This window comes from Streptomyces sp. NRRL B-3229, assembly GCF_000719505.1.
Lineage (GTDB): Bacteria > Actinomycetota > Actinomycetes > Streptomycetales > Streptomycetaceae > Streptomyces > Streptomyces griseorubiginosus.
In genome coordinates this window covers 365,152-390,471 of sequence record NZ_JOGP01000007.1, presented here as the reverse complement: position 1 = coordinate 390,471, position 25,320 = coordinate 365,152, and the positions used below count along the sequence as shown (strand labels likewise).

Annotated in this window: 22 protein-coding genes, 1 tRNA gene and 2 pseudogenes; 15 read left to right on the top strand and 10 right to left on the bottom strand. The window is 67.7% G+C overall.

The features are described 5' to 3' along the window. Nucleotides 1-72: 72 nt before the first annotated feature. The 4 genes from IF54_RS0113680 to IF54_RS0113665 form a co-directional block, all read right to left on the bottom strand. A complete protein-coding gene (locus IF54_RS0113680) occupies nt 73-804 on the bottom strand; it encodes a nucleotidyltransferase family protein (RefSeq protein ID WP_030318066.1) in 732 nt (243 codons plus the stop codon). 90 nt (nt 805-894) lie between these two features. Further along, entirely contained in the window at nt 895-1,353 is a 459-nt protein-coding gene (locus IF54_RS0113675) for a hypothetical protein (protein WP_020140122.1), read from the bottom strand. A 226-nt stretch (nt 1,354-1,579) separates the two neighbouring features. Beyond that, nucleotides 1,580-2,716, bottom strand: coding sequence for an ABC transporter ATP-binding protein (locus tag IF54_RS0113670; RefSeq protein ID WP_020140121.1), 1,137 nt, complete (start codon nt 2,714-2,716; stop codon nt 1,580-1,582). Between the two features lie 318 nt (nt 2,717-3,034). Next, nucleotides 3,035-4,324: an RNA-guided endonuclease InsQ/TnpB family protein gene (locus tag IF54_RS0113665; protein ID WP_030318063.1), complete on the bottom strand. Its 1,290-nt coding sequence runs from the start codon at nt 4,322-4,324 to the stop codon at nt 3,035-3,037. Nucleotides 4,325-4,489: 165 nt separating this feature from the next. On the opposite strand from IF54_RS0113665, the gene IF54_RS0113660 reads away from it, so the two are divergent. After that, nucleotides 4,490-4,565: transfer RNA gene (locus IF54_RS0113660), tRNA-Thr, on the top strand. 45 nt (nt 4,566-4,610) lie between these two features. On the opposite strand, the gene IF54_RS0113655 is transcribed toward IF54_RS0113660, so the two are convergent. Then, on the bottom strand, nt 4,611-5,090 hold the full coding sequence (locus IF54_RS0113655) for a GNAT family N-acetyltransferase (protein WP_030318061.1): 480 nt from the start codon (nt 5,088-5,090) through the stop codon (nt 4,611-4,613). Between the two features lies 1 nt (nt 5,091). Next, nucleotides 5,092-6,018: an aminoglycoside phosphotransferase family protein gene (locus IF54_RS0113650; protein ID WP_030318059.1), complete on the bottom strand. Its 927-nt coding sequence runs from the start codon at nt 6,016-6,018 to the stop codon at nt 5,092-5,094. On the opposite strand from IF54_RS0113650, the gene IF54_RS0113645 reads away from it, so the two are divergent. The 8 genes and pseudogenes from IF54_RS0113645 (at nt 6,017) to IF54_RS0113620 (ending at nt 12,946) form a co-directional block, all read left to right on the top strand. Next, nucleotides 6,017-6,658, top strand: a complete 642-nt coding sequence (locus IF54_RS0113645; protein ID WP_037819926.1) for a rhomboid-like protein — start codon at nt 6,017-6,019, stop codon at nt 6,656-6,658. The two genes, IF54_RS0113650 and IF54_RS0113645, sit on opposite strands and share 2 nt — an antisense overlap. Before the next feature lie 11 nt (nt 6,659-6,669). After that, nucleotides 6,670-8,067, top strand: coding sequence for an NAD(P)/FAD-dependent oxidoreductase (locus IF54_RS0113640; protein WP_030318057.1), 1,398 nt, complete (start codon nt 6,670-6,672; stop codon nt 8,065-8,067). Continuing rightward, the gene (locus IF54_RS44165; protein ID WP_107047828.1) at nt 8,063-8,314 is read left to right on the top strand and encodes a recombinase family protein; all 252 of its coding nucleotides are present in this window, start codon (nt 8,063-8,065) and stop codon (nt 8,312-8,314) included. The genes IF54_RS0113640 and IF54_RS44165 overlap by 5 nt, the downstream gene beginning before the upstream one ends. A 513-nt stretch (nt 8,315-8,827) precedes the next feature. Beyond that, entirely contained in the window at nt 8,828-9,832 is a 1,005-nt protein-coding gene (locus tag IF54_RS0113635; RefSeq protein ID WP_159002130.1) for a nucleoside-diphosphate kinase, read from the top strand. A 173-nt stretch (nt 9,833-10,005) separates the two neighbouring features. Further along, nucleotides 10,006-11,061 (top strand): FomB family phosphonate monophosphate kinase, encoded by a 1,056-nt coding sequence (locus tag IF54_RS0113630; RefSeq protein ID WP_078851962.1) that lies wholly within the window; start codon nt 10,006-10,008, stop codon nt 11,059-11,061. Between the two features lie 254 nt (nt 11,062-11,315). Continuing rightward, nucleotides 11,316-12,023: a class I SAM-dependent methyltransferase gene (locus tag IF54_RS0113625; protein ID WP_030318051.1), complete on the top strand. Its 708-nt coding sequence runs from the start codon at nt 11,316-11,318 to the stop codon at nt 12,021-12,023. 14 nt (nt 12,024-12,037) lie between these two features. Further along, nucleotides 12,038-12,304: pseudogene (locus tag IF54_RS43360) on the top strand (cytochrome P450); the annotation flags it as partial. Nucleotides 12,305-12,493: 189 nt separating this feature from the next. Next, nucleotides 12,494-12,946 (top strand): DUF5707 domain-containing protein, encoded by a 453-nt coding sequence (locus tag IF54_RS0113620; RefSeq protein WP_030318049.1) that lies wholly within the window; start codon nt 12,494-12,496, stop codon nt 12,944-12,946. A 437-nt stretch (nt 12,947-13,383) separates the two neighbouring features. Here the strand turns inward: IF54_RS0113620 and IF54_RS39595 are convergent. Continuing rightward, nucleotides 13,384-14,290, bottom strand: a pseudogene (locus tag IF54_RS39595) (integrase core domain-containing protein). A gap of 516 nt (nt 14,291-14,806) precedes the next feature. Between IF54_RS39595 and IF54_RS40505 the strand changes: the two are divergent. Beyond that, entirely contained in the window at nt 14,807-16,069 is a 1,263-nt protein-coding gene (locus IF54_RS40505; RefSeq protein ID WP_159002128.1) for a helix-turn-helix domain-containing protein, read from the top strand. A gap of 56 nt (nt 16,070-16,125) precedes the next feature. Here the strand turns inward: IF54_RS40505 and IF54_RS0113605 are convergent, their stop codons facing one another. Then, on the bottom strand, nt 16,126-17,505 hold the full coding sequence (locus IF54_RS0113605; protein WP_159002126.1) for a hypothetical protein: 1,380 nt from the start codon (nt 17,503-17,505) through the stop codon (nt 16,126-16,128). Nucleotides 17,506-17,940: 435 nt separating this feature from the next. Here IF54_RS0113605 and IF54_RS0113595 point away from each other — a divergent pair, with 435 nt between their 5' ends. From IF54_RS0113595 to IF54_RS0113575, 5 genes are read left to right on the top strand one after another with little or no spacing between them, the layout of a single operon-like run. Further along, the gene (locus IF54_RS0113595) at nt 17,941-19,158 is read left to right on the top strand and encodes a M16 family metallopeptidase (RefSeq protein ID WP_159002124.1); all 1,218 of its coding nucleotides are present in this window, start codon (nt 17,941-17,943) and stop codon (nt 19,156-19,158) included. Then, nucleotides 19,155-20,018: a hypothetical protein gene (locus IF54_RS0113590; protein WP_159002122.1), complete on the top strand. Its 864-nt coding sequence runs from the start codon at nt 19,155-19,157 to the stop codon at nt 20,016-20,018. The genes IF54_RS0113595 and IF54_RS0113590 overlap by 4 nt, the downstream gene beginning before the upstream one ends. Then, on the top strand, nt 20,015-20,974 hold the full coding sequence (locus IF54_RS0113585; RefSeq protein WP_030318038.1) for an ABC transporter ATP-binding protein: 960 nt from the start codon (nt 20,015-20,017) through the stop codon (nt 20,972-20,974). The genes IF54_RS0113590 and IF54_RS0113585 overlap by 4 nt, the downstream gene beginning before the upstream one ends. After that, entirely contained in the window at nt 20,971-21,738 is a 768-nt protein-coding gene (locus tag IF54_RS0113580; protein ID WP_030318035.1) for an ABC transporter permease, read from the top strand. Before IF54_RS0113585 ends, IF54_RS0113580 begins: the two co-directional genes overlap by 4 nt. Nucleotides 21,739-21,749: 11 nt before the next feature. Then, complete coding sequence (locus tag IF54_RS0113575; protein ID WP_051735427.1) at nt 21,750-22,586, top strand: ABC transporter permease; 837 nt, start codon at nt 21,750-21,752, stop codon at nt 22,584-22,586. A 71-nt stretch (nt 22,587-22,657) separates the two neighbouring features. Here IF54_RS0113575 and IF54_RS0113570 read toward each other — a convergent pair whose 3' ends face one another. Both IF54_RS0113570 and IF54_RS0113565 read right to left on the bottom strand, forming a co-directional pair. Beyond that, on the bottom strand, nt 22,658-24,190 hold the full coding sequence (locus IF54_RS0113570) for an MFS transporter (protein ID WP_420790361.1): 1,533 nt from the start codon (nt 24,188-24,190) through the stop codon (nt 22,658-22,660). Next, nucleotides 24,187-25,164 (bottom strand): zinc-binding dehydrogenase, encoded by a 978-nt coding sequence (locus IF54_RS0113565; RefSeq protein WP_030318028.1) that lies wholly within the window; start codon nt 25,162-25,164, stop codon nt 24,187-24,189. Before IF54_RS0113565 ends, IF54_RS0113570 begins: the two co-directional genes overlap by 4 nt. Nucleotides 25,165-25,320: the final 156 nt, after the last annotated feature.

Here is a 25,320-nt window from a genome sequence, read left to right as displayed (position 1 = left end):
GGCTGTATCGATGTGCGGCTCCGCCGCGCGGGCGCGACAAGCCACGACGGACCCGCACCCGGAAGACGACCGTCAGCGACCCAGTGCCGCCAGTTCCTTCGCGGCTTCGGTCAGATCCTTCGCCGTGTCGATCGCCCGCCAGTACGCCCCCTGAGGAATCGGGAACCCGGCAAGCCGCAGCTCACGCGCCAGCGTCGGGAACGTGGTCCGCTCATGGTCCCCCCGCTCCGGCAGCAGCGCGGCGAACGCGGGCGAGAACACGTACACACCGGCGTTGATCTCGAACGTCGACGGCGGCGCCTCGATGAAGTCCGTGATGTGCCCGAACCCGTCCGTCTGCACGGCCCCCCACGGAATCCGCGGACGCGCCAGCGCCAGCGTGGCCACCGCGTCCCGCTCGGTGTGGAAGTCGGCCATGTCCCGCAGCGAGAACCGGGTCCAGATGTCACCGTTCGTCGCGTACCAGGACTGGTCGGGGTGCGGCAGATGCGCGGCCGCGTACTTCAGACCGCCACCGCGGCCCAGCGGCTCGGTCTCGATGACGGTGGTGACCCGCACCGGCAGGTTCGCCGTCTTCAGCCAGTCCTGGAGCACCTCGGCGAGGTGCCCGCAGCTGACCACCACGTCCGTCACGCCTTCCTCGGCGAGCCAGACAAGCTGATGGCCGATGATCGGAGTCCCCGTGCCGGGGATCTCGACCATCGGCTTGGGCCGGTCGTCGGTGTAGGGGCGCAGCCGGGAGCCCTGGCCGCCGGCCAGGATCACGGCCTGGGTCGGACGGGACGCGGCGTTCGGATCGGTCATGACCGGAACTGTACGACGCGCCCCGATCCCGGCCTCGGGTGGCGTGCCTTTTTGTCTGGATCAGCTGTGTCGGGACCAGCTGTGTCTTGATCAGCTGTGGGCCGCCGCCACGCCCGTCGCGAACGACGTGTCACAGACGGGACGGGCGTACGACTGCGCGCGCGTGGGGCCGTACACACGGACCGCGGCGCGGCCCAGGGCCCGCGCGATGGAGACGCAGTGCTTCGCGAGCGACGGACGCCCGTTCACGGCCTCCTGGAGGTGGGTGAGGGCGGTGCCCGGGTCCTTCTCCTGGAGTTCGGTCAGGAGCCGCTCGCGCAGGACGTCCTGCGGGGCGAGGGGGGCGCTGCGCGGCTTGCCGTCCGAGACCGTCGCGTCCGACGCGGTGAGCACCGAGGAGCTCGAGGGATCCCCCGACCAGTTGACTCGGGTGACCGCGAGGGTCCCGGAGAGCACCAGGACGACCGGCAGGACAAGGGCGAGGGAGCGGCCGATACGGCGGGCGGGGCCCCGGCCGCGTCGCGTCTGTTGGTAAGTGGAGTGCTTCACGCGTGTGAGGGTAGCGTGCGGTAATGATTTGGCGACATTTAGTCACCGGTTCGGGGGATGAGATGGTGCCCCTTTTTGGGTAAGGCGTTGACGCACGCTGCTCGAAATGACCGATCTGCCGGGGTATTCGGCGACAGTGTTCGAGGACGGTCGAGCGCGGAGAGGGCCCCGCAGACGCTCTGCGGGGCCCTCTTCGTCAACCTGGGTGAATTGCTGCGGTTCGTCCTCAGTCGGAGAGGCGCTCGCCCGTGGACGTCGAGAACACGTGGGTCTCGCCCGGACGCGGCACGACGTGCAGCGTGGCGCCCTTCTCCGGCACCGCGCGGCCGCTGACCCGCACGACCAGGTCCTTCAGCTCGCCGTCGACCTTGGCGGAACCGTAGACGTAGCCGTCCGCGCCGAGCTCCTCGACGACGTTCACGGAGACCGCGAGGCCGGCCGGGGCGTCCTCGGTGTCCTTGGAGAGGGCGGAGGCGGCGGCGCCGTTGTGCTCGACGACGTCGAAGTGCTCGGGGCGGACGCCGACGGTGACCGTGGTGTCACCCTTGTCGGAGGCGGCCTTGAGCGCCTCGCGGTTGACGGGCACCACGCTGTTGCCGAACTTCACGCCGCCGTCGGTGATCGGGACCTCGACGAGGTTCATCGCCGGGGAGCCGATGAAGCCGGCGACGAAGAGGTTCGCCGGGCGGTCGTACATGTTGCGCGGGGAGTCGACCTGCTGGAGCAGACCGTCCTTGAGCACGGCCACGCGGTCGCCCATCGTCATGGCCTCGACCTGGTCGTGGGTGACGTAGACGGTGGTGATGCCGAGACGGCGCTGGAGCGAGGCGATCTGCGTACGCGTCGACACACGGAGCTTGGCGTCGAGGTTGGACAGCGGCTCGTCCATGAGGAAGACCTGGGGCTCACGCACGATGGCGCGACCCATGGCGACACGCTGGCGCTGACCGCCGGAGAGGGCCTTCGGCTTGCGGTCCAGGTACTCGGTGAGGTCGAGGATCTTCGCGGCCTCCTCGACCTTCTGCCGGATCTCCGCCTTGTTGACGCCGGCGATCTTGAGCGCGAAGCCCATGTTGTCGGCGACCGTCATGTGCGGGTACAGGGCGTAGTTCTGGAACACCATGGCGATGTCCCGGTCCTTCGGCGGCAGGTGCGTGACGTCACGGTCGCCGATGCGGATGGCGCCGCCGTTGACGTCCTCGAGCCCCGCCAGCATGCGGAGCGAGGTGGACTTGCCACAGCCGGACGGGCCGACCAGGACGAGGAACTCGCCGTCCTCGATGTGGATGTCGAGACCGTCGACGGCGGGCTTCGTGGAACCCGGGTAAATACGGGTCGCCTTGTCGAACGAAACAGTGGCCATGGCTCAGAGGCCCCCTTCTACCGGCAGGAACGTGCCGGACGATCCGTTGTAGGAAGGTGGTGGTGTAGTCCACACAGGGACTGGCTCAGGACGGTACCCGGCGTTCACGCGTATGTCAGTACCTGGAGGACTGTGAACTTCGCGGAAATTTTCGAGCGAGGCAGAGCCACGCACTTTTGACCTTGCCTCTTGGCTTCCTGCTTCATCGCCCCCTGCCGGCCGGGCACAGCCCTGGTGAGCTGTGCCTGAGCGGTCTTACATGGGCTCCACAGGCGTTTCGGCCGACGGCCCGCCGGTCCGTACTGCACCAGCCGCGCCCTAAGCGGCCAGCAAACGCAAACCCTCGTCCCTCAGGTTCACGGCGGCATTCACGTCACGGTCGTGCAGTGCGCCGCACCCGGCACACGTCCACTGCCGAACCGAGACGTCCAGCCTTGGCCCCACGACATGACAGCCGGAGCAACGCCGTGTCGAGGGGAAGAAACGATCCACGACCACCAGCGTGCGGCCGTACCACTCGCACTTGTAGCGCAATTGCCGAAGCAGCTCGCCCCAGGAGGCGTCGATGATCGCCTGATTCAGCTTCGCCTTGCGCCCACGCCCTTTGCCGCGGGCCGCACGCAGCAAGGTCCCGACCGACAGGTCCTCCACCACGAGCACTTGGTTCTCGCGCACGAGGCGGGTGGTGAGCCGGTTCAACATGTCCCTGCGTACGTCACTGATCAGGGCATAGAGCCGCGCGATCTTCTCCCGCACCCTCTGCCGATTCCTCGACCCCCGCATCTTCCGGTGCAGCTCCCGTTGCAACCGCGCCAACTTCTCCGCATACCGCTTCAACAGCCGCGGATGATCGAACTTCGTTCCGTCATCGAGGATCACAAGCGACGCCAGTCCGACATCCACCCCGACCGCCTTCGGCTCCCGCGTCCCCGGCACGAACACCGCGGGCAGCGCAGCTATGCGCTCCTCCACCAACACGGACACGAAATACCTGCCCGCCCGATCCCGCATCACCGACAACCGCACCGGAACGTCCCCGGCGGGCAACGCCCGAGACCACCGGATATGCAACGGCACCGACTGCTTGGCCAGCGTGATCAGCCCTGTCCCCGGCCGCCCCGGGTCCTCCACCCACCTGAACCCCGTACGCACATACGTCGCCGAATCCCGCGACCGACCCTTCTTCTTCCGCCTTGGATACCTGGCCTCACCCTTGAAGAAACGGACGTACGCCTGGTCCAGATGACGCAACGACTGCTGAAGAACCGTCGACGACACCTCCCTCAACCACGCCGTCTCCTCCCTCCGCTTCCACCCGGTCAATGCCCGACACGACTCGGCGAAGCCGACCTTCACACGATGCCGCTCCCACGCCCCCGAACGCAGCGCCAGCCCCTCGTTGTAGACCCACCGACACGCCCCGAACGTCCGCTCCAGCTGCCGCGCCTGCTCCTCGGTCGGATAGAAGCGGAACCGGTACAGCCGGTGATGCGCGTCCGGCGCCTTGGCGTGGGATTTCAGCGGACTCGCCTTGCGCGTGTGGTGCTTCCGGCGGTCGCCGATGCCGAGAACCTCACGCTTGATGCGCTCGGCCTCCAGCTCCCCCATGATCCCTCCCCGACGATCCGATCTTCGGAACAGCACGTCAGCTCGATCAACGAACGGGTGCGCGGATGGTTACGCATGGTTCCTGAGTCCCGAACTTCGTGGCTCGGACAAAGGGGCACTGTGTACAGTGGTTCAGCCTTCGTGCGTGGCACCGTGGCGCACGCTGCCTCCTTAGCTCAGTCCGGCCCAGAGCGGCTGTCTTGTAAACAGCAGGTCGTCGGTTCGAATCCGACAGGGGGCTCTGCACAGCCCAGGTCAGGAGATCTCTGACCTGGGCTGTTCTGTGTCATGCGGGGGTGGAGGCGACCTTGGTGAGGGCTTCTTCGGTCAGGCGGTACACGGTCCACTCGTCCTGGGGGCGGGCGCCGAGGGACTCGTAGAAGTCGATCGTCGGGGTGTTCCAGTTGAGGACGGACCATTCGAGGCGCTGGTAGCCGCGTTCGACGCAGATGCGGGCGAGTGCGGTGAGGAGGGCCTTGCCGTGGCCGCCGCCGCGGGCCTGGGGGCGGACGTAGAGGTCCTCCAGGTAGATGCCGTGGGTGCCGCGCCAGGTGGAGAAGTTCAGGAACCAGACGGCGTAGCCGATCACCGTGCCGGTGGGGTCGGTCGCCACGAGGGCGTGGGCGGCGGGGTGGGGGCCGAACAGCGCCTCGTGGAGTTGTTCCTCGGTCGCGCGGACCTCGGTCAGGGACTTCTCGTAGTCGGCGAGTTCGCGGATCAGGGTGTGGATCGCGGGGATGTCGGAGGGGGTGGCGGGGCGGATCACTTCAGGCTCCCGGGGTGCGCAGGCGGTGGGCGATCTCGAGTTGGCGGGGTTCGAGGGGGCGGCCGTCCTCGATGTCCCAGAGGGCGTTCTGGAGGAGCCGTCCCATCGTCCAGGCACGCGCGCGTGCGCGGTCCAGGCCGAGGACGTCGGTCATGGCGTCGAAGCGCCAGGTGATCTCGTCGGCGTCGAAGCGGTTGTCGAGGGCGGGCCAGAGCTCGAATCCGGGGTCGCCGGCGAGGGGCTTGGGGTCGATGGCGAGCCAGGGGGCGCGGTCGGAGGCGAGGACGTTCTCGTCGTGGAGGTCCCAGTGCAGGAGGCGGTCGCCGGGTTCGTCGGCGACCTCGCGTACGGCGGCGGCGCAGTCGGCGACGGTCCGGCGGATCCGCGGGTCGGGGATGCGGGGGAGGGCTCGTGGGGTCTGCTCCAGCATGGCGTGCGCGATGTCGCCGAGGCGGCGGATGTCGGCCGGGGCGGGTCCCGCGGTCAGGTGTGCGAGGAGGTGGGCGATGACGAGGACCGCGTCGCGGGTGCCGGGCAGGGTGGACAGCATGCGGGTGGAGTCGAGGCGTTCCAGGAGCATGGTGTGGGTGACCGGGTCGTGGTCGAGGAGGCGGACCGCGCCGTCGCCGTCCCACCGGCGCAGGGCGACGGGTTCGCCGGCGCTCTCCTCGTCGAGGAGCTGGAGTTTCAGGACGGCCGGGGTGGCGTCGCCCACGCGGACGACGGGCAGGACGAGCGCCGTGACCCCGTGCAGGGGTGCGCCGTCCGGTCTGAGGGACCAGCGTTCCAGGAACTCCTCGACCAGTGCGGGCAGTCCGGCGATGAACTCCCGGCCCCGGTCGCCGTTGTAACCCTCCTGTGCAGCTGCCAGTTCCGCCGGGATGTCGATCACGTGCCGGACCCTACCGGCGTGGGTGAATCGGTTCATGCGGATTAACCGGGGCGTCCACTGGGTCGGGGAGTACGTCCGCCGTGCCCCCGGCACCTATGTGTGGCTGACGGTCCTCTTCGTGACGACGGTGGCGTTGCACCACATGTCGCCGACGTTCGAGGAGCAGTTCCTGCGGCAGCGTTCGACCAACATCCATGAGCTGTCGAGCAATCCGGTGCGGGTGCTGGTGGCCAGTGCGATGTGGATCGAGAGCGGGCGCTGGCTGCCGTATGTCGTCCTCTTCTCCGTCTTCCACGCGCAGGCTGAGCGCTGGCTGGGCACCGCGCGCTGGCTGGCGGTGTGCGCGGCGGCGCATGTGCTGGCCACGCTGATCAGCGAGGGGGCGCTGCTGTGGGGGATCCGGCACGGGATGGCACCGGAGTCGGCGGTCAACACGCTGGACGTCGGGGTGAGTTATGCGCTGGCGGGGGTGGTCGCGGTGCTGGTGTACCGGATTCCGCGGCCGTGGCGGTACGTGTACGGGTTCGTGGTGCTCGTCGTGTACGCGGTGCCGTTGGTGACCGGGCGGACCTTCACGGACCTGGGGCACTTCACTTCCGCGCTGATCGGATTCGGGTGTTATCCGCTGGTGAGAGTGCGGAATCCGAAGGAGACAGCGGGTGTGTCGGCGGGTTAACGTCCCTGGCCATGAGCAGCAGGGTCGTGAACGGCGGCATCTCCTTCTGGTACGCGGACGACGGCTTTCCCGAGGCGCGGGAGCCGCTCGCGGGTGACGCGTCGGCGGACGTGGTGATCGTCGGGGGCGGGTACACGGGGCTGTGGACGGCGTACTACCTGAAGAAGGCCGTGCCCTTTTTGCGGATCGTCGTCCTGGAGCAGAAGTTCTGCGGTTACGGGGCCTCCGGGCGCAACGGCGGCTGGCTGTACAACGGTGTCGCGGGCCGCGACCGGTACGCGAAGCTGCACGGCCACGAGGCCGCCGTACGCCTTCAGCGGGCCATGAACGACACCGTCGACGAGGTCGTCCGGGTGGTTGCTGAGGAGGGCTTCGACGCCGGGCTCCACAAGGGGGGTGTGCTCGAAGTCGCGCGTACGCCTGCGCAGTTGGCGCGGCTGAGGGCCTTCCACGAGCACGAGCTGTCGTACGGCGAGAGGGACCGTGAGCTGTACGGCGCCCGGGAGACGGCTCGGCGGGTGCGGGTCGCGGGCGCGGTGGGGGCGTCCTGGACGCCGCACGGGGCGCGGGTGCATCCGGTGCGGCTGGTGAAGGGGCTGGCAGCGGCCGTGGAGGCGCTGGGTGTGGTCGTGCACGAGCAGACCCCGGTGACGGAGATCCGCCCCAAGCACGCGGTGACGCCGTACGGCACGGTCCGCGCACCCTATGTCCTGCGCTGCACGGAGGGCTTCACGGCGGCGTTGAAGGGGCAGCGGCGGACCTGGCTGCCGATGAACTCCTCGATGATCGCGACCGAGCCGCTGAGCGAGGAGCAGTGGGCGGGGATCGGCTGGGAGGGGCGGCAGACGCTGGGGGACATGGCGCACGCGTACATGTACGCGCAGCGCACCGCCGACGGGCGGATCGCGCTGGGCGGGCGCGGGGTGCCGTACCGCTACGGCTCGCGCACCGACAACGAGGGGCGGACGCAGCCGGCGACGATCGAGGCGCTGCGGGAGATCCTCGTGGACTTCTTCCCCATGCTGGCCGGGACACGGGTCGAGCACGCCTGGTCGGGGGTGCTGGGGGTGCCGCGGGACTGGTGTGCGTCGGTGACGCTGGACCGTTCGACGGGGATCGGCTGGGCGGGGGGTTACGTCGGCTCGGGTGTCGCGACGGCCAACCTGGCCGCGCGGACCCTGCGGGATCTGGTGCGGCAGGACTCCGGGCAGGGCGGGCGGACCGAGCTGACGGAACTGCCGTGGGTCGGCCACAAGGTGCGGAAGTGGGAACCGGAGCCGCTGCGCTGGCTGGGCGTGCAGGGGATGTACGCGACGTACCGCTCGGCGGACCGCCGGGAGACGATGAGCCACGGCGCGGAGTCGGCGAGGTTGGCGCGATGGGCGGACCGGATCGCCGGGCGGCATTGATCTTCCGGGCACCGCTCGTACCTCGACCGCACGCCAGGAGCCGGCGGGTCGGCTCGAAGCCCTCCACCGCGCGGGGTGCCAGAAGGTCTTCCAGGAGCAGATCAGCACGGGCATCAAGGTGCGGCCCGAACTGGAGAAGGCGCTCGCTCAAGCGGCTCGCGTGCAACGCCGCTCCCACGCGATGCTCGGCTCGCCTGCCTGTAGACCCTCACCATCGCCGGGTGGCGACAAACAGGCAGTTCAATGAGCCCGTCGTAGATCAATTATGGGACAGATCGGGAGGGCAATTGCCGTTGTCCGATGCCTCTGGAGTGGACAATGGACATCGCCTTGAGACGAAGCGCAGTCGCTATCACAGTTGACTCATGACGTTGCCCACTGCCGAAACACCAGTTTCGTCTGCTAGTAGCACTGTTCCAATGCTGTTCGAGTTGCTGAATACGGATCCCGCCGACGGGTTTCCGCCCTTGCTGCCCGCGGCCGGGGTAGTGCGCTACTCGCTGTCCGCGCGCCGGCTTTCGCCCGTTGACCGGGTCCCGGCGGCGAGTGCGCAGCAAATCACTGAGGACGGTGAGGGTGGGGTGGTCGCCAAGGTGGGCCCTGCATGGTGTGCCGGCGGCGTTGATCAAGCCGAAGCAGTGACGTCTTGGCCGGCCGAGCGTCCAGAGAGCGTGAACCCGTGGGCGAACGATGTGCTGGGTAGGGCGGGTGTCGCTCCAGTGACAGCAGCCGATGGCACGCTGTATGAGGGGCATTGAGCGTGGAACAACCCGAAAGCGCGTGCGTCGTACCGGAATGGTTGAGTCGTGAGGGGCGTAAGCGGGAAATTTACGCGGGCGACCCCTATTACCGAGATGCCTGGGACGATCTGACCGCCCTCCTCGGCACGGAAAGGTCTGTAGCCGATCAACTCCATCGTGTCGTTCCCATTATTGTGAAGCCGGACACTGTGGCCGTCCGGGGCGGAGCGAGGCTGCTGGCCGCAGTGCGTGCCGCGAGTTTTGTCCCGGTTGCCTGGAGCAAGTTCCGGTTCGACCGCCATATCACCCGCGAACTGTGGCGTTACCAGCTGAACGTCGCGACCCGCGAGCGCATTGACGTGATGGACATGATCATGCCGACGGGGGAGTCGCTGTACATCCTTCTCCGAGACACGACGGAGTCCGAGATACCGGCCACCGCCAGACTGAGCGAGATGAAGGGGCCGACTCGCCCTGAGGATCGGGAAGCACACCACCTCAGGCGGATCGCGGGAGCGGCTCAAGCCTCGGTGCTCACATACATTCATGTCGCGGACGAACCCGCCGACATCCTGAGAGAGTTGGGCGTCTTCTTCGAGAGGTCGGAGCGGCGGCACCTCCTCGCTGCTCTCGATAGCCGTAAGGACGTTACGGAGCAGGTGCTGGCGGCCCTGACAGAAGTCGAGGCAGGCACTGAAGCATCCCATCTGTGCTGGAAGCCGGCGTTGGACAGGCTGGATGCGCAGCTGTTGGGCCGTCCGGACAGCGCGGAATTGGCCGCGCTGCTCCAACAGGTGCGATCTGGCAGGAGCAAGGACTGGCAGTCGCTTCTCGTTCTGGCGGACAGGTTTGGGCTGCAGTGGTCGCATTGGGACCGGGTGGCGGTGGCAGCCCACCTGAGCGCCCGACACCTGGAGGTCGAACCAGTCATTCCTGACGTGAGTGGATCCGCTTGGTCGGTCGAATCGCGATCTCTGGCGGCGGACCGGGGAACGGCCACGACAGGTACGACAGGAACCAGATAGAAGACCAGCATGTGCAAGGCCCAGGGCGGTGTCGTTTTTCACGGCGTCGGCGCGCCAGTCACTTGACCGGGCCAGTTGGTCGACGATGCCCGCCCATCAGGTCGATTGCGGCGGTCAGTTCACCTTGTCGTTCATTCTGGACGACCAAAAGCACTCTTGGAAGGCAGGGCAGCATGATGTCGCCGATCACTCCAGCTTCGGTCGAATCGGACGCACCTGATGACGTGCGCGACGCGCTTGGCCACCACTACACAATCAGATCATCTCGGGTGATCGATCTCAACCTGTTCAAGATTCGCGTCTCCAGTAACATCACGGACTTCCCCGGATACGCCTTTTATACTCGGTTCGCCTCTCCCGAGGAGATCTGCGCATATGAGCTCTTCTTTGTAGATCTGAACCAAGACCCGATCGATCCAGCATTGATCGAACCCCTTGCAGACCAGGGATACCGCGCCGACAAATTTCGCGGCGGTTCTTACATCACCCACCATTTCGGTCCGCCCGCCTACCTCGTGACGCGTGGCAATCGGATCTATGTTTTCGGTCATGAGCTGGAGCGCACTCTCTGGCCGTACTTCACCAAACGTCTGCTTACCAGCTTTGCTGTCGACCATGGTCTTGTGCACCTCAAGGCTGCGGCTTTTGTCCAGCCGCGGGGTGCCACGCTGCTGTTCGGCCGCCAGAAAGGAGGAAAGACCGTCTTCCTTACCCAGGCTTGTGCTGCGGGCGCGCGGTTCGTAAGCAATACGCATGTGCTGACAAGCGGAGCCACCGTATACGGCGTACCGTCCGCGATGCGGATCCGGAAGGGCCCGGCCTTCGACCAGCTCATCCTTTCGGGTCGGCTGGAGAAACACCTTGAAGCGTCTGAATATCGGCTTGATCACGATATGGTCTTCGGCCATGAGGCGATCGCTGAAGCCACGGTTCGCAACCTGTGCATCATCGACTATAAACCGCACCGGCCCCCTTGCTTCGACGAGGTCGACGAGGAGCCTTTCACGGCTTTCTTGGACCTCTTTGCCTGCGCGCCCGTCACCTACGGACTGAAGGATGACATGCTTGCTCATCTGGACAACGACTTCTACCGATACAGTGCTGCCTTTATGGCGATGAAGCGGCGCATGAGCGTCCTTGTCGGAGGAGCGCGGCGCTTTTATATAAACGCCGACATGCTCGATCCCGTGGTTCGGGAACGCACGTTGGCGCGTCTCGCGGAGCAGTGAACGCAGTGGCTGTCCTGAGCGCAGTCCTGAACGCCGCTCACGCGACCCGTACGTGTCGGTCGCCGCACCCTGTGCCCGTAGACGGCAGGACGTTCGCAGGAGGCCCGCCGACGCTCAATCCCGCGCTTTCGCGCGAACTCCGTCGTACCCGGCCCCGCCGCCCGATGCAGGGCGCCGCATGAAGAGCACGGGCCATCGACGATCTTGCGGAGCTATAGAAACGCTTTCTATCGACTCAGGAGGAAGTTTTGTCCATGAAGACCGATGACCGCGCCATTCGGGTTCGAGAAGTTCGGCGTCAGTTGGCACGCAGTGGTCCTGCTCGAACGCGGGATTTCGACGATGACTTTGCGTACATCACTCTGCCCGAGCGTGACTGTGACCTTCTTCGTGACCTCATCATTGCCGAGCAGGCCGAGACTGTGGTGGAGGTCGGGCTTGCCTATGGTAGTTCGGCGCTTGCCGTGGGGGAAGCTCTTGTTTCTCGGGACCACGCCTACCCGCGGCACATCTTGATCGATCCATTCCAGGAAGATATGTGGGCCAATGTGGGGTGGAACCTGCTCTGCTCGGCCGGTCTCGACCCGATCGCCACGCTTCTCCGGGGCCGGTCTTCGGATGCTTTTCCCCGGCTCATCGCGGATGGGCTGATCGCCGACGCGGCTTTCGTCGACGGGAGCCACCTGTTTCACGACGTCTTTCTCGACTTCTACTACCTGCGGAAGATCGTCAAGCCGGGTGGGCTGGTGATCATCGATGACGCCGACAAGTCCTCGGTTCGCACCGCGGCCCACTATTTCGAGGTGAATCTGGGCTGGACCGCGCTTTCTGACCCGTTCGCGGCGGGTACCTGGCGTCCCGTCGCCGACGATCCGAGCGGCGCATCCGTGCCGCGCTGCCGGGCTTTTCGGCTGCCCGACGTCCTCTCCGAGCCGCGCTCCAGCGATTTTCTCCCGTTCTAAGAGCGCTGCGACACCCCCTCCAACTCTTCGAACGCTGGGTCCTGGACGACATCGGGGGCGACGGGACGACCGTCCCGAGCGGTGCCGGGATCGCCCCGCTCTTCGGCTCTGCCAACCATGACCCGGCCACCTTCCCTGACCCGGACCGCCTCGATCTCACCCGCACCGACAACCCGCACATCTCTTTCAGCGCCGGCATCCACTACCGCATCGGCGCCCTGCCCAGGCCCCGTATCGAACTGGCCGCCTCCACGACGGCCCTGCTGGAGAAGGCACCGTCGCGGCTGCCGGTCCAGGTCTGTCAGGGGGAGCGACCACAGGGGGCAGACAGGTGCGCGGACGCAACGGGCCTTACTCAGAACGCAGTTGAGTACGCGTGCTCATACCCGGCGCGCGCCGCGCGGCCAGTATGGGACGCACGGCGCCGCCAAGAGCGCCGACGGGATCCAACTGATTCGGGAGAATTTCTCATGTCGCGTCGTATTGCTGTCTCGGTCGCTGCCGGTGTCGTCATCCTCGGTGGTGCCGGTGCCTTCGCTCTCGCCTACGCCGGGGACCAGTCGCCGACGCTGGCGCACAGCGCGGCCCGCTACACCGCTCCGGCCGCCGACCACGACGGTTCGCTGTCCTTCACCACGGACGTCACCGCGTCCTCCGGCGTCAAGAACGTGAAGGTGCTGGCCTGGTCGGCGAACTCCTCCTTCGCGAAGAAGGGGCTGACGACGAAGGACATGGCCGGTGCCGAGTGGGCCGTCTGCAAGCCGTCGGGCGGGGACAGCGAGCGGTGCACCTACAAGGTCGCCGTCACCCGCGCCGATGCCGAGGGCTCCCCGCGCGGTCGGTGGCACGTGGCCGTCCTCGTCACCGACCAGGACGGCGCCACGACCCTGGACACCAAGGCGGCCGACTTCACTGTGGCCTGAACCCGCCCGGTTGGTCTTTCCGGGACCGTCCCCGGCCCGTCAGCCGCACCAGCAGCCGTCCAGGTGGCGTCTTGTGCGGGGCATGGACAGCCACCCTGCGGGGCGCCGCCGTCCCACTCGGCCCCGCTTGGCGCGGTGTGCGCACCCTGGACGAGGCTCATGACCAACTCGCCGTGAAGTTCAAGGCGTTGCTGCTCTTGGCGGCGATCGGGGCCCCGACGTCGACCACGCCCGCCGAAACCCCCGATCCAGATCCACCACCCGTTTACGGTCTCCACTGGACGTCGCACCGTTTCAGCGGCGCCTCGCCGGCTCAGGTCGGTAGAAAGCTCGCCGCGGTCCTGGCGTGAGCGGGTTGGAGGCCCTGCACGCGACAGGGCCTGCGAACTCCCCGACCATCGCGGATGCCCAGTTCGTGGTGCGCTGGGTGTACCCGGTCACGACTTTGGTGACAGACGGCTGATCGGTGGCTGGCCGCCGAGTCCGCTGTGTCGGCGGCCAGTGTCGTAGAAGTTCAGCCAGGCTGCGAGTGTGTCGGCGCGTTCGGGGTTGCTGGCAAAGACCTGGTGGTAAGCCCACTCGGCTTGCAGTGTGCGGTTGAAGCGTTCGACCTTGCCGTTGGTCCATGAGCAGTGGGACCCGGGGGGCGGGTGAACTTCTGCTTCGCGCCCAGGGTTTAACAGGCGTCGCGGAAGGCGCCGACGAAGAACGCGGCCGCCCGGGTGAGGAACGCGGTGCAGGTGAGGCCGCCTTTCTCGGCGGCCATGATTTCGGCGTAGGCCAGGCGGGAGTGGTCGTCCACGGCGGCGTGCACGTAGTCGTAGCCGATGCCTCGGCCGCGGACGTCCTCGCTGCGGCCGTGGGCGCCGTCCACCGCCGTCGGGGATCTTGCCGAGCTTCTTCACGTCCACGTGGACCAGACCGCCGGGCTGGTCGTGTTCGTACCGTGCGGCGCACTTGCGGACCGCGCGGATGGCCTGCCCGGTGAGCGGGTCGCAGGCCGCCGGGGGAGGCATGTGGTGGCGGAGCGGGATCCGGGTCACGGTCCGGGCCGCAACCCCGGTGGCCTCACTGATCTGCTCGGGTGCCCGGCGCATGCATCGGCGGGCCTGAAGGACGCGTTCGAGCTCGGCCGGCGTGCGGGTGGGGCAGGTGCTGGGGCGGCTGGAGCGATCGTGCAGTCCCGACCGGCCTCGGTCCGGTAGCGGTGACCCAGCGGTGGGCGCACTGCCGGGAGACGCCCAGTTCCTTGGCGACGTGCCCGACCGGACGTCGGTCGAAGACGACGCGACGCACCAGCAGGCATCTGCCGTGAAAGGTCAGCCGGGCACCAGCGTGGGCCACCAGGACCTCCGGGGTGAGTGAAGACGGCAATCTCCACTGCCCCGAGGTCCCTCCATGAGCAACAACCTCGGAAGAAATGTGACCGGCGTCACTGGAACTGCCTCCCCCGCCCGGAGAGGCACATGTGTGAGTTCCAACGAAGAGAGCGCAGAGGCTGAAGGCGACGACGTCGGCCACGGCCAGTTGCGCGAACGTGTTCGACGGCGGCGGCATCGAGGAATTACCCCAGTTCCGGCCGGGATACCGCTCCGGTTCCGCACCCGTGGGGCCAACCGTTCATTAGTCGATGCCGACTCCCGACCGTGACCATGGATTTTGGCCGCGCCTGCTCACAAGCTGTCGCACCGTCAGGCGGCGGGCTCTTCTGCCTCCTCGGGCGGCGAAAGCGGCCTTAATGTCGGGGCTGGGGTCAGAGCAATCCGTCATCAGGTAAAGACACTTGACGTGGCATTCACGTTCCGGACACCGAAACATAGAGGAAAAAGTTGTGAACATGGGAAGCGCCTGGGGGCGCAGGTGAGCGTCACACTTGTGGAGTTCGGCCCCACGTTGCGGGCACTGAGGACCAGTCAGGGATTGACTCTCGGAGACCTCGCCCGCCTGGTCAATTACAGCAAGAGCCACCTCAGCCGGGTGGAGACTGGAAAGAAGCTGCCGACCGCGGATCTGGCGCGGCACTGTGACGACGCGCTGGGCGCGGAAGGCAGTCTGATCAGTATCGCTATGAGCCTGCCGCGGCGCAGGGTACAGGCGGCGAAGACTCGTTGTGTGCGGCAACTCCCGCGTTCCACAGCCGATTTCGTCGGTCGAGTCGAATTGCTTCGGCAACTCGACAGGATGTGTCCGCAAGCTTCCGATGGGCAGTACCGAGGCTCTCCGCTCGTCCTGGTCGACGGACCCGCCGGGATCGGCAAGACCGAGATGGTCCTGCACTGGGGGCATCTCGCAGCCGAACGGTTTCACGATGGCACGCTCTTCGCGGACCTGGACGGATTCCGGCAGGGCGGTTCGCCTCTCACCGCCGAGCAGGTACTCCGCCGCTTTCTTTATGACCTCGGCGAGACGAGAGCCGATCTGAAGGAGAGCGACGCACAGCAACTGGGCGTATCCTTCCGTAGTTTGCTCACCGGCAAACGCATGCTGATCGTCTTGGACAATGCCACTCGACCCGAGCAGGTGCGTCCCCTGCTGCCGGCCAGTCCCGGCTGCATGACTGTGGTGACCAGCCGTAGCCGTATGCCGGGCTTGCTGGCCAGAAACGGTGCTGTACGCCTTCAGGTCCCGCCCATGACTCGGGAAGAGAGCCTGGAACTGCTGGTCACCTTTGACCCCGAAAGCCGTCTGGCCCAGCGGCCCGAATATCTCGATGCGTGCGGGCACATACCCCTGCTCATACGCATCGCCTCCGGCTGGCACATGAACCCGGAGTTCTACGACAGCCTCCACCGGCAGGAGAGCGCCGCGATGCTGCGGTTCTTCTCCATGGTCGGTGACGACTCCACCTCGCTGCGCTCCCTGCTGCAGGGGTCGTACGAGGTGCTGACCGGCGAGGCCATGCGGGCCTTCAGTCTGCTGGCAACCAGTACCAAAGGGTGGTTCACGGTCCGCGACGCCGCGAGATTCTTGGATACCGGGCAGTCGGCGGCCGAGGAGTTGCTGTCCGAGCTGGCCGATATACACCTGCTTCAGTACTGGAACGGGAAGTTTGCCTTAGATCCCGTGCACCGGGCCTTCGCGGTCGAACGATCGGGTGCGGTGGACTCGGAGCGGAACGGCTGACGGCACTCGGAGGTGTGGTGCCCCGACTCCGAGGGGAAATCACCAGCCGCCATCCTTCAAAGCCCGGCCAGTTCCGCGTGGGCCCTCTCGTGGCGCTCGTGGGACACGAGCGCCTCGCTCACCAGCAGATACACGCCTACCGGGGTCAGCAGGAGGGCCTCGTCACCATACCTGTGGATCCGTATCCGGGTCACCGCCGCGCCGGGCGGCAGCGGCCCCAAGTGGATCCCATGCAGCGGGAGCCCCGACGCCAACGAGTCCGCCGTGGTCGCCGGTGCGGACGGCACCTCTTGCGAGCGGCGCCGTTCGTGCTCCGTGTCGCCCGCCTGATCCAGGGCGGGCAGCATGGTGACGAGCCCATCGACGGGCAGCGCGGCAGCCGTGTACCTCACCAGTTCGGCCACCTCGGCCGACAGTTGGAAACGGGCTGCGGTGCGCACCAGGTCGTTGGCGTCGGGGATGTGCTGACCGGCCAACATGTACAGGTCCAGGGCATCTCGCGGATGGAAGGGGCGCTGGAGTCGCTCCTCGGCCAGGCACATCAGGTTTCGTAGCCAGGGGTCCTCGGGCGGATGGACGCGGATAGGTACGTCGGCGTTACCCATCAGGGCCGCCGTGGAGAGTTCGACCCTGTGCTCGGGGTCCAGCAGCGGTTCCTCCGGCGGCCAGACCATCGTGACCAACAGATGGCGCTCCTGGCCCAGCAAGGTCACCCACACTGCCGTGGGTGCCGAATCGGACAACTCCCCGACCAGCCGCCACAGTTGTTCCTCGTCCGGCACCAACAGATCGATATCACCCTGTGGCCGCAGCACCCCGGGAGGATACGCGGACGCCAACGACTGCCCCTTGAGAACAGTGAACCCCGTGTCGGTCGGCAGCCTCTCCAGCACATCGCGGTAGTGCAGGGCTCGGCGCCGCGCGCGAGCCAGTTCTCCCGCCGCGGCCGGGCCCATGGCGATGCCGTCCCGTTCGATGACCGAAAGGACGAGATACGGGAGAGTGTAATGAGCCTGCCGGGCGGCACGTATGAGTCGTCCCAAGCCCTCGGCCGGCGCTACGTCGAAGATATCGAAGAGAATATTCAGTGTGAGTTCCGGCGAAACCGGCATTCGTTCCTCTCTCATGGGCCACATCCTGGCCCAGGAAATTGGTGTCGACAAGTGATGCCGGGTGCCGGTTGGCGCTTTGCCCGTTGCCCATTGAATGGGAAACGTGCGTCCGCAGTGAGCCGTTTCGGGGGTGCGTGAGCAGTAGCCCTGCCTGGCCGTTCCAGATTTGATCCAGTCCTGGAGCGCTTCCTTGAGGCCCTCAAGGAAGCAGAACACCTCGCGTTCGAGGAGAAAGCTGCGGAAGTCGAAGCCGTGCCGTGCGGGCACACCGGGCAGCAGGGGCAGGGGCAGGACCGGCCGCCCCCACCACGTTGCTGCGATCACCGGACCGCCTCGACATCGATGCCTTCGGTGCCGCGATGGACCACGTCGGCACCGTGCTCAGGCCGTGGTCACGGCCGACGCGGCCCACCCGCTGCACGCGACGGCTCCTGGCAGCGCCCGCCAGCACATGATGAACCGGGACGGACCGACTACGGGAAAAGCCTCTGAGTTTCCCGTTGCCTTTAGCCGCGGGCAATGAGCAACATCTGGATTCGCCTGATGGCCGTGTGTCAGAGTTCCGGTCGAAGGCGGCGTAACTCGTTATTGACCAGCAATTCGAATGAAGCTGCCCCTGATTCAGAGAGAGGAGGCTGACATGCGTAACCACCGTCTGACCCTGCGTCCGTACCTCGACAAGATCAAGACGCGCTGAATGGCCCTTTGATGGGTAGGGGCGTCACCGCGTTGAGAGCGGGGCGCCCCTACCTGTCTTTCATGCAACCGGTAGCCCAACGAGGTGATCACTTGCTTGAGCAGCTTTCGACCCATCTGGTCGTCGACGACAGGCTCAGGACGGCCGGGATATGCCTGGCGGTCGACTACGGCGCCCGGAACGACCCGGATGGCCGGGGCGGGCTCGCGCACTGCCTCGAACACCTCTTGATGGCCTACCCCGTGAACGCAGGCGGCTCCCTCTCCGAGCATGTCGAGCGTCTTGGCGGCAACGCCAACGCCGAAACAGGCCTGGAACACATGCTCTTTCACGCCCAGGTCCTCGCGGAGGACACCGAGAAGGTCCTCGCCCTGTTGCAGGACGCGATCTGGCGCCCGCAACACGACGCCGATCTGGTGGACTCCGAGCTCGAAGTCGTGCTGCAGGAACTGGCAGCGGCCGCCGCCGATCCCCTCGACGTCGTGCAAGACGCCTTCCTCGCCGACCTCTTTCCCGGCCACCCGCTGGGCCGCCCCGTGGGCGGCTCCGTCGACGAGGTGCGCTCGCTCGGCATCGCCGACATCGCCGCCGGACACCAGGAGTACTTCCTGCCGAGCCGGGGCGCGCTCGTGGTCGTGGCGCCCGAGGCTCCCGCCGGTCTGCCGGCCGGCGCCACCGTCGGTGGGCCCCAGAGCATCGCGCCCCGCCGCACCGTGCCACAACCCTTGGGCAGGGTCGCCCATCGCTCCCCGGCCTGGCCGGATACGTTCACCTGGGTATCGGTGGGGGGACGTTCCGCGGCTGCGGGCGCACCCGGAAGCCACAGTTACCAGGTTCTCGCCGAACTGTTCGGCGGCAGTCCTTCGTCGCCCCTCTACCGGACGCTGCGGGGCGAACGGGGTCTTGCGTACTCGTTCCAGGCATGGCACCGCGGCTACACCGAGGCAGGCGCCTGGCGGATCCTGGTCGGTACCGACGCGGGAAAGGGCGAAGAGGTCGTCGACGTAGTGACCGAGGCGCTCGGCACAATGGCCCGCGGCGGCCCGGCCCGCGACGATCTGCTCGCAGCCCGCAAACAGGCCCGCAGCAAGATCCGCTTCGGCCTGGAAAGCCCCTTGGCCCACGCGCGGTTGCTGGCACGGCACAGTGTGGCTGATCCGTCGTGGACGGTTGAGGGCGAAGAGGCCGCCCTGGTCGCGGTGACCGCGGAGGAGATCGCCGCGTCGGCGGCGAACATCCTGGACGACTTGGTGGTCACCATCTACCCGGAGAAGTCATGAGCACTGGTCTGGACATGTACTTGCGCGGCGCCGACGAAGCCGGGCTGCTTGGGCGGTTCGCGGGGTCGCCCTATGTCGCGGGCTCCTACGAGGAACCGGTTCGCAGCGAACTCCAATACCTCGTCACCTACGTCGATCCGGACCTGGCGGCCTCCTGTGCGTGGTGGGCTGAGCTGCCCCAGATCGCCCGTACGGCCGACCCTGCCACACGGGCCGTGGTGGCCCGCGTCGCGTCGGACCACCGGCTCCCGACGCCATGGCACCGCTACATCACTTACCTGTCCTACGACGGCGCGGCCGCTGCACCCTTCGAAGCCGGCGACCACGCACCCGACCTGCCCGAGGTCGTCCCGGCCGGACCCGAGCACGAGGGACGGATCGGAAGCTGGTTGGAAGTGGCGCTGTCCGACGCGGCCTTCGCCCATGGCGTCGAGGACCCGCGACCGCCGGAGGACGTGGTGAAGAGCCTGCTGAATCACCCTGGCAGGGCCAGCTTCGTGGTGCTGCTCGACGGAGCACCCGCGGGCCACGCCACCGTGGTCTGCGGTGAGCAGGACGACGTGACCGGCGAGCCCATCGCCGAGCTGTTGGACATCCTGGTGGAGGCCCCGTCGGCTGACCGGCGCAGAGCCACCACGGCGCTCGTCGCCGCGGCCGCACGGCATGCGGTGGCCCGGCGGCTGCCCCTGATCGGCAATGTCGTCCATACCCTCACCGGCGAGGTCGACCCCGGCGAGCAAGTCGTCGCCGCTCTGAGGTCTCAGGGCTGGTGTCCCGACCATGTGTTGTGGTGGCTTGCCCTGGGTGAGCCGGCCGAGGCCGCGGGCACCTTCGCGCATCGTGAGGACACCGGGCGGTGACCGCTGTACGGGCGCGCGGTCTGACGCGCTCTTACCCTGCCCGGAAGGGCTCCGACGGCCATCCGCACCTCGCGCTCGACGACTTCGACCTGACCGTCGAACGCGGCGAGATACACGGCTTGTTGGGCCCGAACGGAGCGGGCAAGACGACGCTGTGCCGCATTCTGTGCACGGTTCTGCTGCCGACCAGAGGCACCGCGGAGGTGCTGGGGCATGATGTTCTGGCCGAGGCCGGCGCGGTTCGCCGGTCCATCGGGATCGTTTTCGGCGGCGAGCGAGGGCTGTACGGCCGACTGACGGCCAGGCAGAACCTGTGCTTCTGGGCGGCGCTGTACGGGCTCAGCGGCCGGGACCTGCACAGCCGCGTCGATATGCTGATCGCCCGCATGGGACTGGGCGATCGGGCCCACGACCGGGTCGACACCATGTCCCGCGGCATGAAGCAGCGGCTGCACATCGCCCGCGGACTGGTCCATGACCCGTCGGTGCTGATCCTCGACGAGCCGACCATCGGCATGGACCCGGTGGCCGCCCTCGCTTTCCGGGAGCTGATCGAGCAGCTGCGGGCCGAGGAACGCACCGTTTTGCTGACCACCCACGACATGCAGGAGGCGGAGGCGCTGTGCGACCGCGTCACGTTCGCCGATCATGGACAGGCCATCGTTACCGAGTCGGTCACCGAGGTGGGTTCGCTCCTGGCACGCGGTGACCGGATCGAGGCCGTCGGCGTCCCGGACGCGACGGTCCTGGCGTTGCGGAAACTGCCCGGCATCACATCGGTGGACGCGTCCGACAACGGCAGGGTGCGCGTCATTCCGAACGCCGAATCGGGCACGGAGCAGGCGCTGCGGCTGCTGGTGGACGCCGGGGTCACCCGGATCAGCACTGCCCCGCCCACCTTGGAAGAGGTCTACCTCGGCCTGATCGGCAACCGGGGGATGGCGGTTCGATCATGAAGCTGTTCTGGAACGGCTTCGTGTTCCAGTTGCAGCTGGCCCGCCGTTCACCGGACACCTTCCACGTCTGCGCCACCGCACCCCTGTTGACAGTGGTCTTCCTTGCCATCAACAAGTACACCGGGGCCGCAGACCTCACCAGTTTCGCGGTGGCCGCGCCCACGCTCATGTCGCTGTGGACGCTGGCGCTGTCCATCGCCGGTTCGGCGCTGACCGAGGACCGGGAACTGGGCACTCTGGAGGGTCAGATCGCCGCCCCGGCCCCGATGGAGCTGACGTTCCTCGGGCGGATGTGCTCGGTGGTCGTCGTGGGGCTGGTGGCCTTCGCCGAGTCCTGGCTGATCGCCGGCCTGCTCTTCGGGCGCTGGCTGCCCGTCCCGCACCCCTTCGTCCTGACGGGTTGTCTGCTCGCCACCGTGGCCGCCACTGCGGGGACCACGGCATTGCTCGCCCCGCTCTTCGTGCTCACCCCCTCGGCGCGCACCGTGCAGAACACGCTCAGCTTTCCGTTCTACCTCCTGGGTGGGGTCCTCGTCCCGGCCTCCTCATTGCCGCACTGGATCCAGCCGGCCTCCCATGCCGTCTTCCTGTCCTGGTGTGCGAACCTCCTGCGCGACAGCCTGGCCGCGCCGCCAGTCCATCAGCCCGCGCTGCGGCTGCTCGCCGTGATCGCGCTCGGCGCCGTCGGCTACGGGACGGGCATGGTCCTGTTCCACCGCGTCATCATGCGAGTCCGGCGCGCCGGAACGCTCTCTCAGACGTGAAAGGTGCCCGTGTGCGCTTCACCGCGCTCGCTCCCGTTCCCCCCGCTCTGCGGCCCGCCGTCCAGGCGGCCCGCGTCGTCCGGCACAGTGCGGCCAACGCCTTCGCCGATATGCGGGCCGTCTACACCTGGAAGGTGTGGGTCTTCGGCTGGCTCGGACGGATGCTCGCCCAGGTCACGTTCTTCACCTTGCTAGCCCGCACCGCGGGCAGCGAGGAGCACACCGCGTACATCGCGGTGGGCAACAGCGTCATGACGTGCGCCGTGGAGTGCATGTCCGTGGTCGCATCCACCACCTGGGAGCGGCTGTCAGGCACCCTGGTGCTGCTGTGCGCGGTCCCGGCCCGTCCGGTGTGGGTGTTCTTCGGCCGCAGCCTACAGTGGCCGATCAGCGGCAGCGGCACGTCGCTGATCGCGCTCCTGTTCCTGGCCCCGCTGTTCGGCGTCTCCTGGCATCCCGGCCAAGTGCCCGCGCTGATGGTGCTGGTGCCGCTCACCGCGCTGACCACCTATTGCTTCGGGCTGTTCCTGGCGGCTTTCGTGCTGAACGCCAGCGGTCTCCGCAACATCGTCTCCAACGTCGCCTACCTGCTGATGATGATCCTGTGCGGAGTCAACATTCCCGTGAGTCAATGGCCGGTGCCGGTGCAGGCGGTGGCCGACATCCTCCCGCTGACGCACAGCCTGCACGCCATCAGGCTGGTGTCGGACGGTGCCGGGGCTTCCCAGGTCTTGGGTGCAGCCGGACTCGCTCTGCTGTGCGGCGCGGGATGGCTGCTGGGGGCGTACGTGGCCTTCAACCGTTTCATGACCAGGGCCCGCAGCCTGGGCAGTGCTGACCTGTTCTGAGCGGCGGTTGCGGGGGTTGCCTCTGTGTCTTTCGTCAAGCGAGGGTGTGGTCTTGGGAGCCGGGCCTGGGGTCAGGCCGTGGCGGTCCGGGCGGGAGCGTCGGCTGCGGGCGCCTGGTGTCGCGGCGGCTTCGCCGTGACCATCAGGCCTGCGATGAGGCCGGCCAGGAGCATGATGCCGGCGGCCCACCAGATGGCCACCGTGTAGCCGTGCACCACGCCCTCCTTGACGACGAGGGCCTTCTGCGCGGGGTTGGCGAGGTGCGCGGTGATGTACGCCGTGCTGCTGGTGGTGGCGATCGTGTTGAGCAGGGCCGTACCGATCGAACCGCCCACCTGCTGCGAGGTGTTGACGGTCGCCGAGGTGACCCCGGAGTCCTGCGGGGCGACCCCCGCCGTGGCGGTGGAGAACACCGGCATGAAGGTGAGGCCCATGCCCAGGCCCATCAGGAGGAGCGCGGGCAGGATCTCGGTGGTGTAGGAGCTGTCCACCGTCATCTGCGTGAGGATCACCATGCCGCTCGCCGCGAGGACCATGCCGGGCACCATGAGCATGCGCGGTGCGACCCGGTTCATGAGCCGGGCGGAGATCTGGGTGGAGCCGACGATGATCGCGGCGGTCATGGGCAGGAAGGCGAGCCCGGTGCGGACGGGGGAGTAGGCCAGCACGACCTGGAGGTAGTAGGTCATGAACAGGAACAGGCCGAACATCCCGATGACGGCGAGCCCCATGGTCAGGAAGCAGCCCGCGCGGTTGCGGTCCTTGACGATGTGCAGCGGGAGGAGGGGCATCGGGGCCCGGGACTGCCACCACACGAAGGCCGTGAGGAGGACGACGCCCCCGAAGAGCAGGGTGAGCACCAGCGGGTCGCTCCAGCCCCGCGGCTGGGCCTCGCTGAAGCCGTAGACGATCGCGACCAGGCCGCCGCAGCCCAGCAGCACGCCGGGCACGTCGAGGCGGGCGCCTGCGTGGCCGGGGCGGTCGTGGAGGAGGACGAGGGCGCCGAAGAAGGCGATCACCGCGATGGGTACGTTGACGTACAGGCACCAGCGCCAGTTCAGGTACTCGGTGAGCAGGCCGCCCACGATGAACCCGATCGCGGAACCCGAGCCCGCGAGGGCGCCGTAGATCCCGAAGGCCTTTCCGCGTTCCTTCGGGTCGGTGAAGGTCGTCGTGAGCAGGGACAGCGCGGAGGGGGCGAGGACGGCTGCGAAGACGCCCTGGAGGGCGCGGGCGGCGAAGAGCATGCCGGAGCCGGTGGCGGCGCCGCCGAGTGCGGAGGCGGCGGCGAAGCCGACCAGGCCGATCATGAAGGTGCGCTTGCGGCCCACCAGGTCGGCGATGCGCCCGCCGAGCAGGAGCAGACCGCCGAAGGCGAGGGTGTAGGCGGTGATCACCCACTGCCGGTTGGCGTCGGACATGCCCAGGTCCTGCTGTGCGGAGGGCAGGGCGATGTTCACGATGGTCGCGTCGAGGACGACCATCAGCTGCGCGAGGGCGATGACCACCAGGCCCCACCAACGGCGTGGATCTTCACCTGTCCGGGTGACAGTCACCTGGCCAGAAGACCATGGATCGGTACGGGACGCATCTGGGCGTGTCATGGCTCGAGGACCACCTTTCCTGTTGTGCCGCGGGTCTCCAGCGCGCGGTGCGCGGCGGCCGCCTCGGCGAGCGGGAAGCGCTGCACGGCTGGCCTGAGCCGGCCCGCCCCGGCTTCGGTGAGGGCGCGGAGTTCGAGGGTGCGGAGCGGGTCGGGTCCGGCCTTGCGCAGCATCGCGGGGCCGAGGACCTGTTCGGAGACGCCTTTGATGAGGTAGGGGCTGCCGTCGTGGATGCCTTCGCCGGACCAGCCGAAGACGATGTGCTGTCCTTCGGGGCCGAGGAGGCGAACGGATGCACGGGCGATGTCCCCGCCCACCCCGTCGAGGACGACCGTGGCGGGCCGGCCGCCGAGGAAGGCGCGGACCTTGCCGGCCCATGCGGAGTCCGTGTAGTCGACGGCGAGGTCGGCGCCGTTCTCCGCGACCAGGGCCGCCTTGCGCGGGCCGCCCGCGAGGCCGACCACGGTGGCCCCGGCGTTCTTCGCGTACTGCACGAGCAGCGTGCCGATGCCTCCGGCCGCCGCCGGGATCACGACCACGGAGTCCGGGCCGAGTGCGGCGAACTGCACGATTCCCATCGCGGTACGGCCCGTGCCGATCATGGCGACGGCCTGGGCGAAGTCGAGGCCGACGGGGATCTCGTGGACGCGGTCCACGTCGGTGACGGCGAGTTCGGCGTAGCCGCCGGGGGCGAAGCCGAGGTGGGCTACCACGCGCTTGCCGAGCCACAGCCCGGCGACGCCGTCCCCCAGCGCCTCGACGATCCCGGCGACCTCGCGGCCGGGAACGGTGGGCAGCGCGGGCGGCTCGGGCAACGGTCCCTGGTGCCCTTCGCGCAGGGCGGTGTCCAGGAGGTGGACGCCTGCGGCGCGTACGGCGATGCGGACCTGGCCGGGGCCCGGTGCCGGGTCGTCGACGGTCTCGTAGGTGAGGTTCTCGGCGGGTCCGAAGCTGTGCAGGCGGATGGCGTGCATGGGAAGAGCTCCTCTGTCGTCCTGTCGGTCCGTCCTCAGGGGCCCACTCTTCGACCTCAAGCATGCTTGAGGTCAAGGGCGGTGCGGCCGAGTGCCAGGGCCACGGCGGCCAGCGCGCTGGTGGACACCTCCGACTTCTTCTCGGGTTCGGAGCCC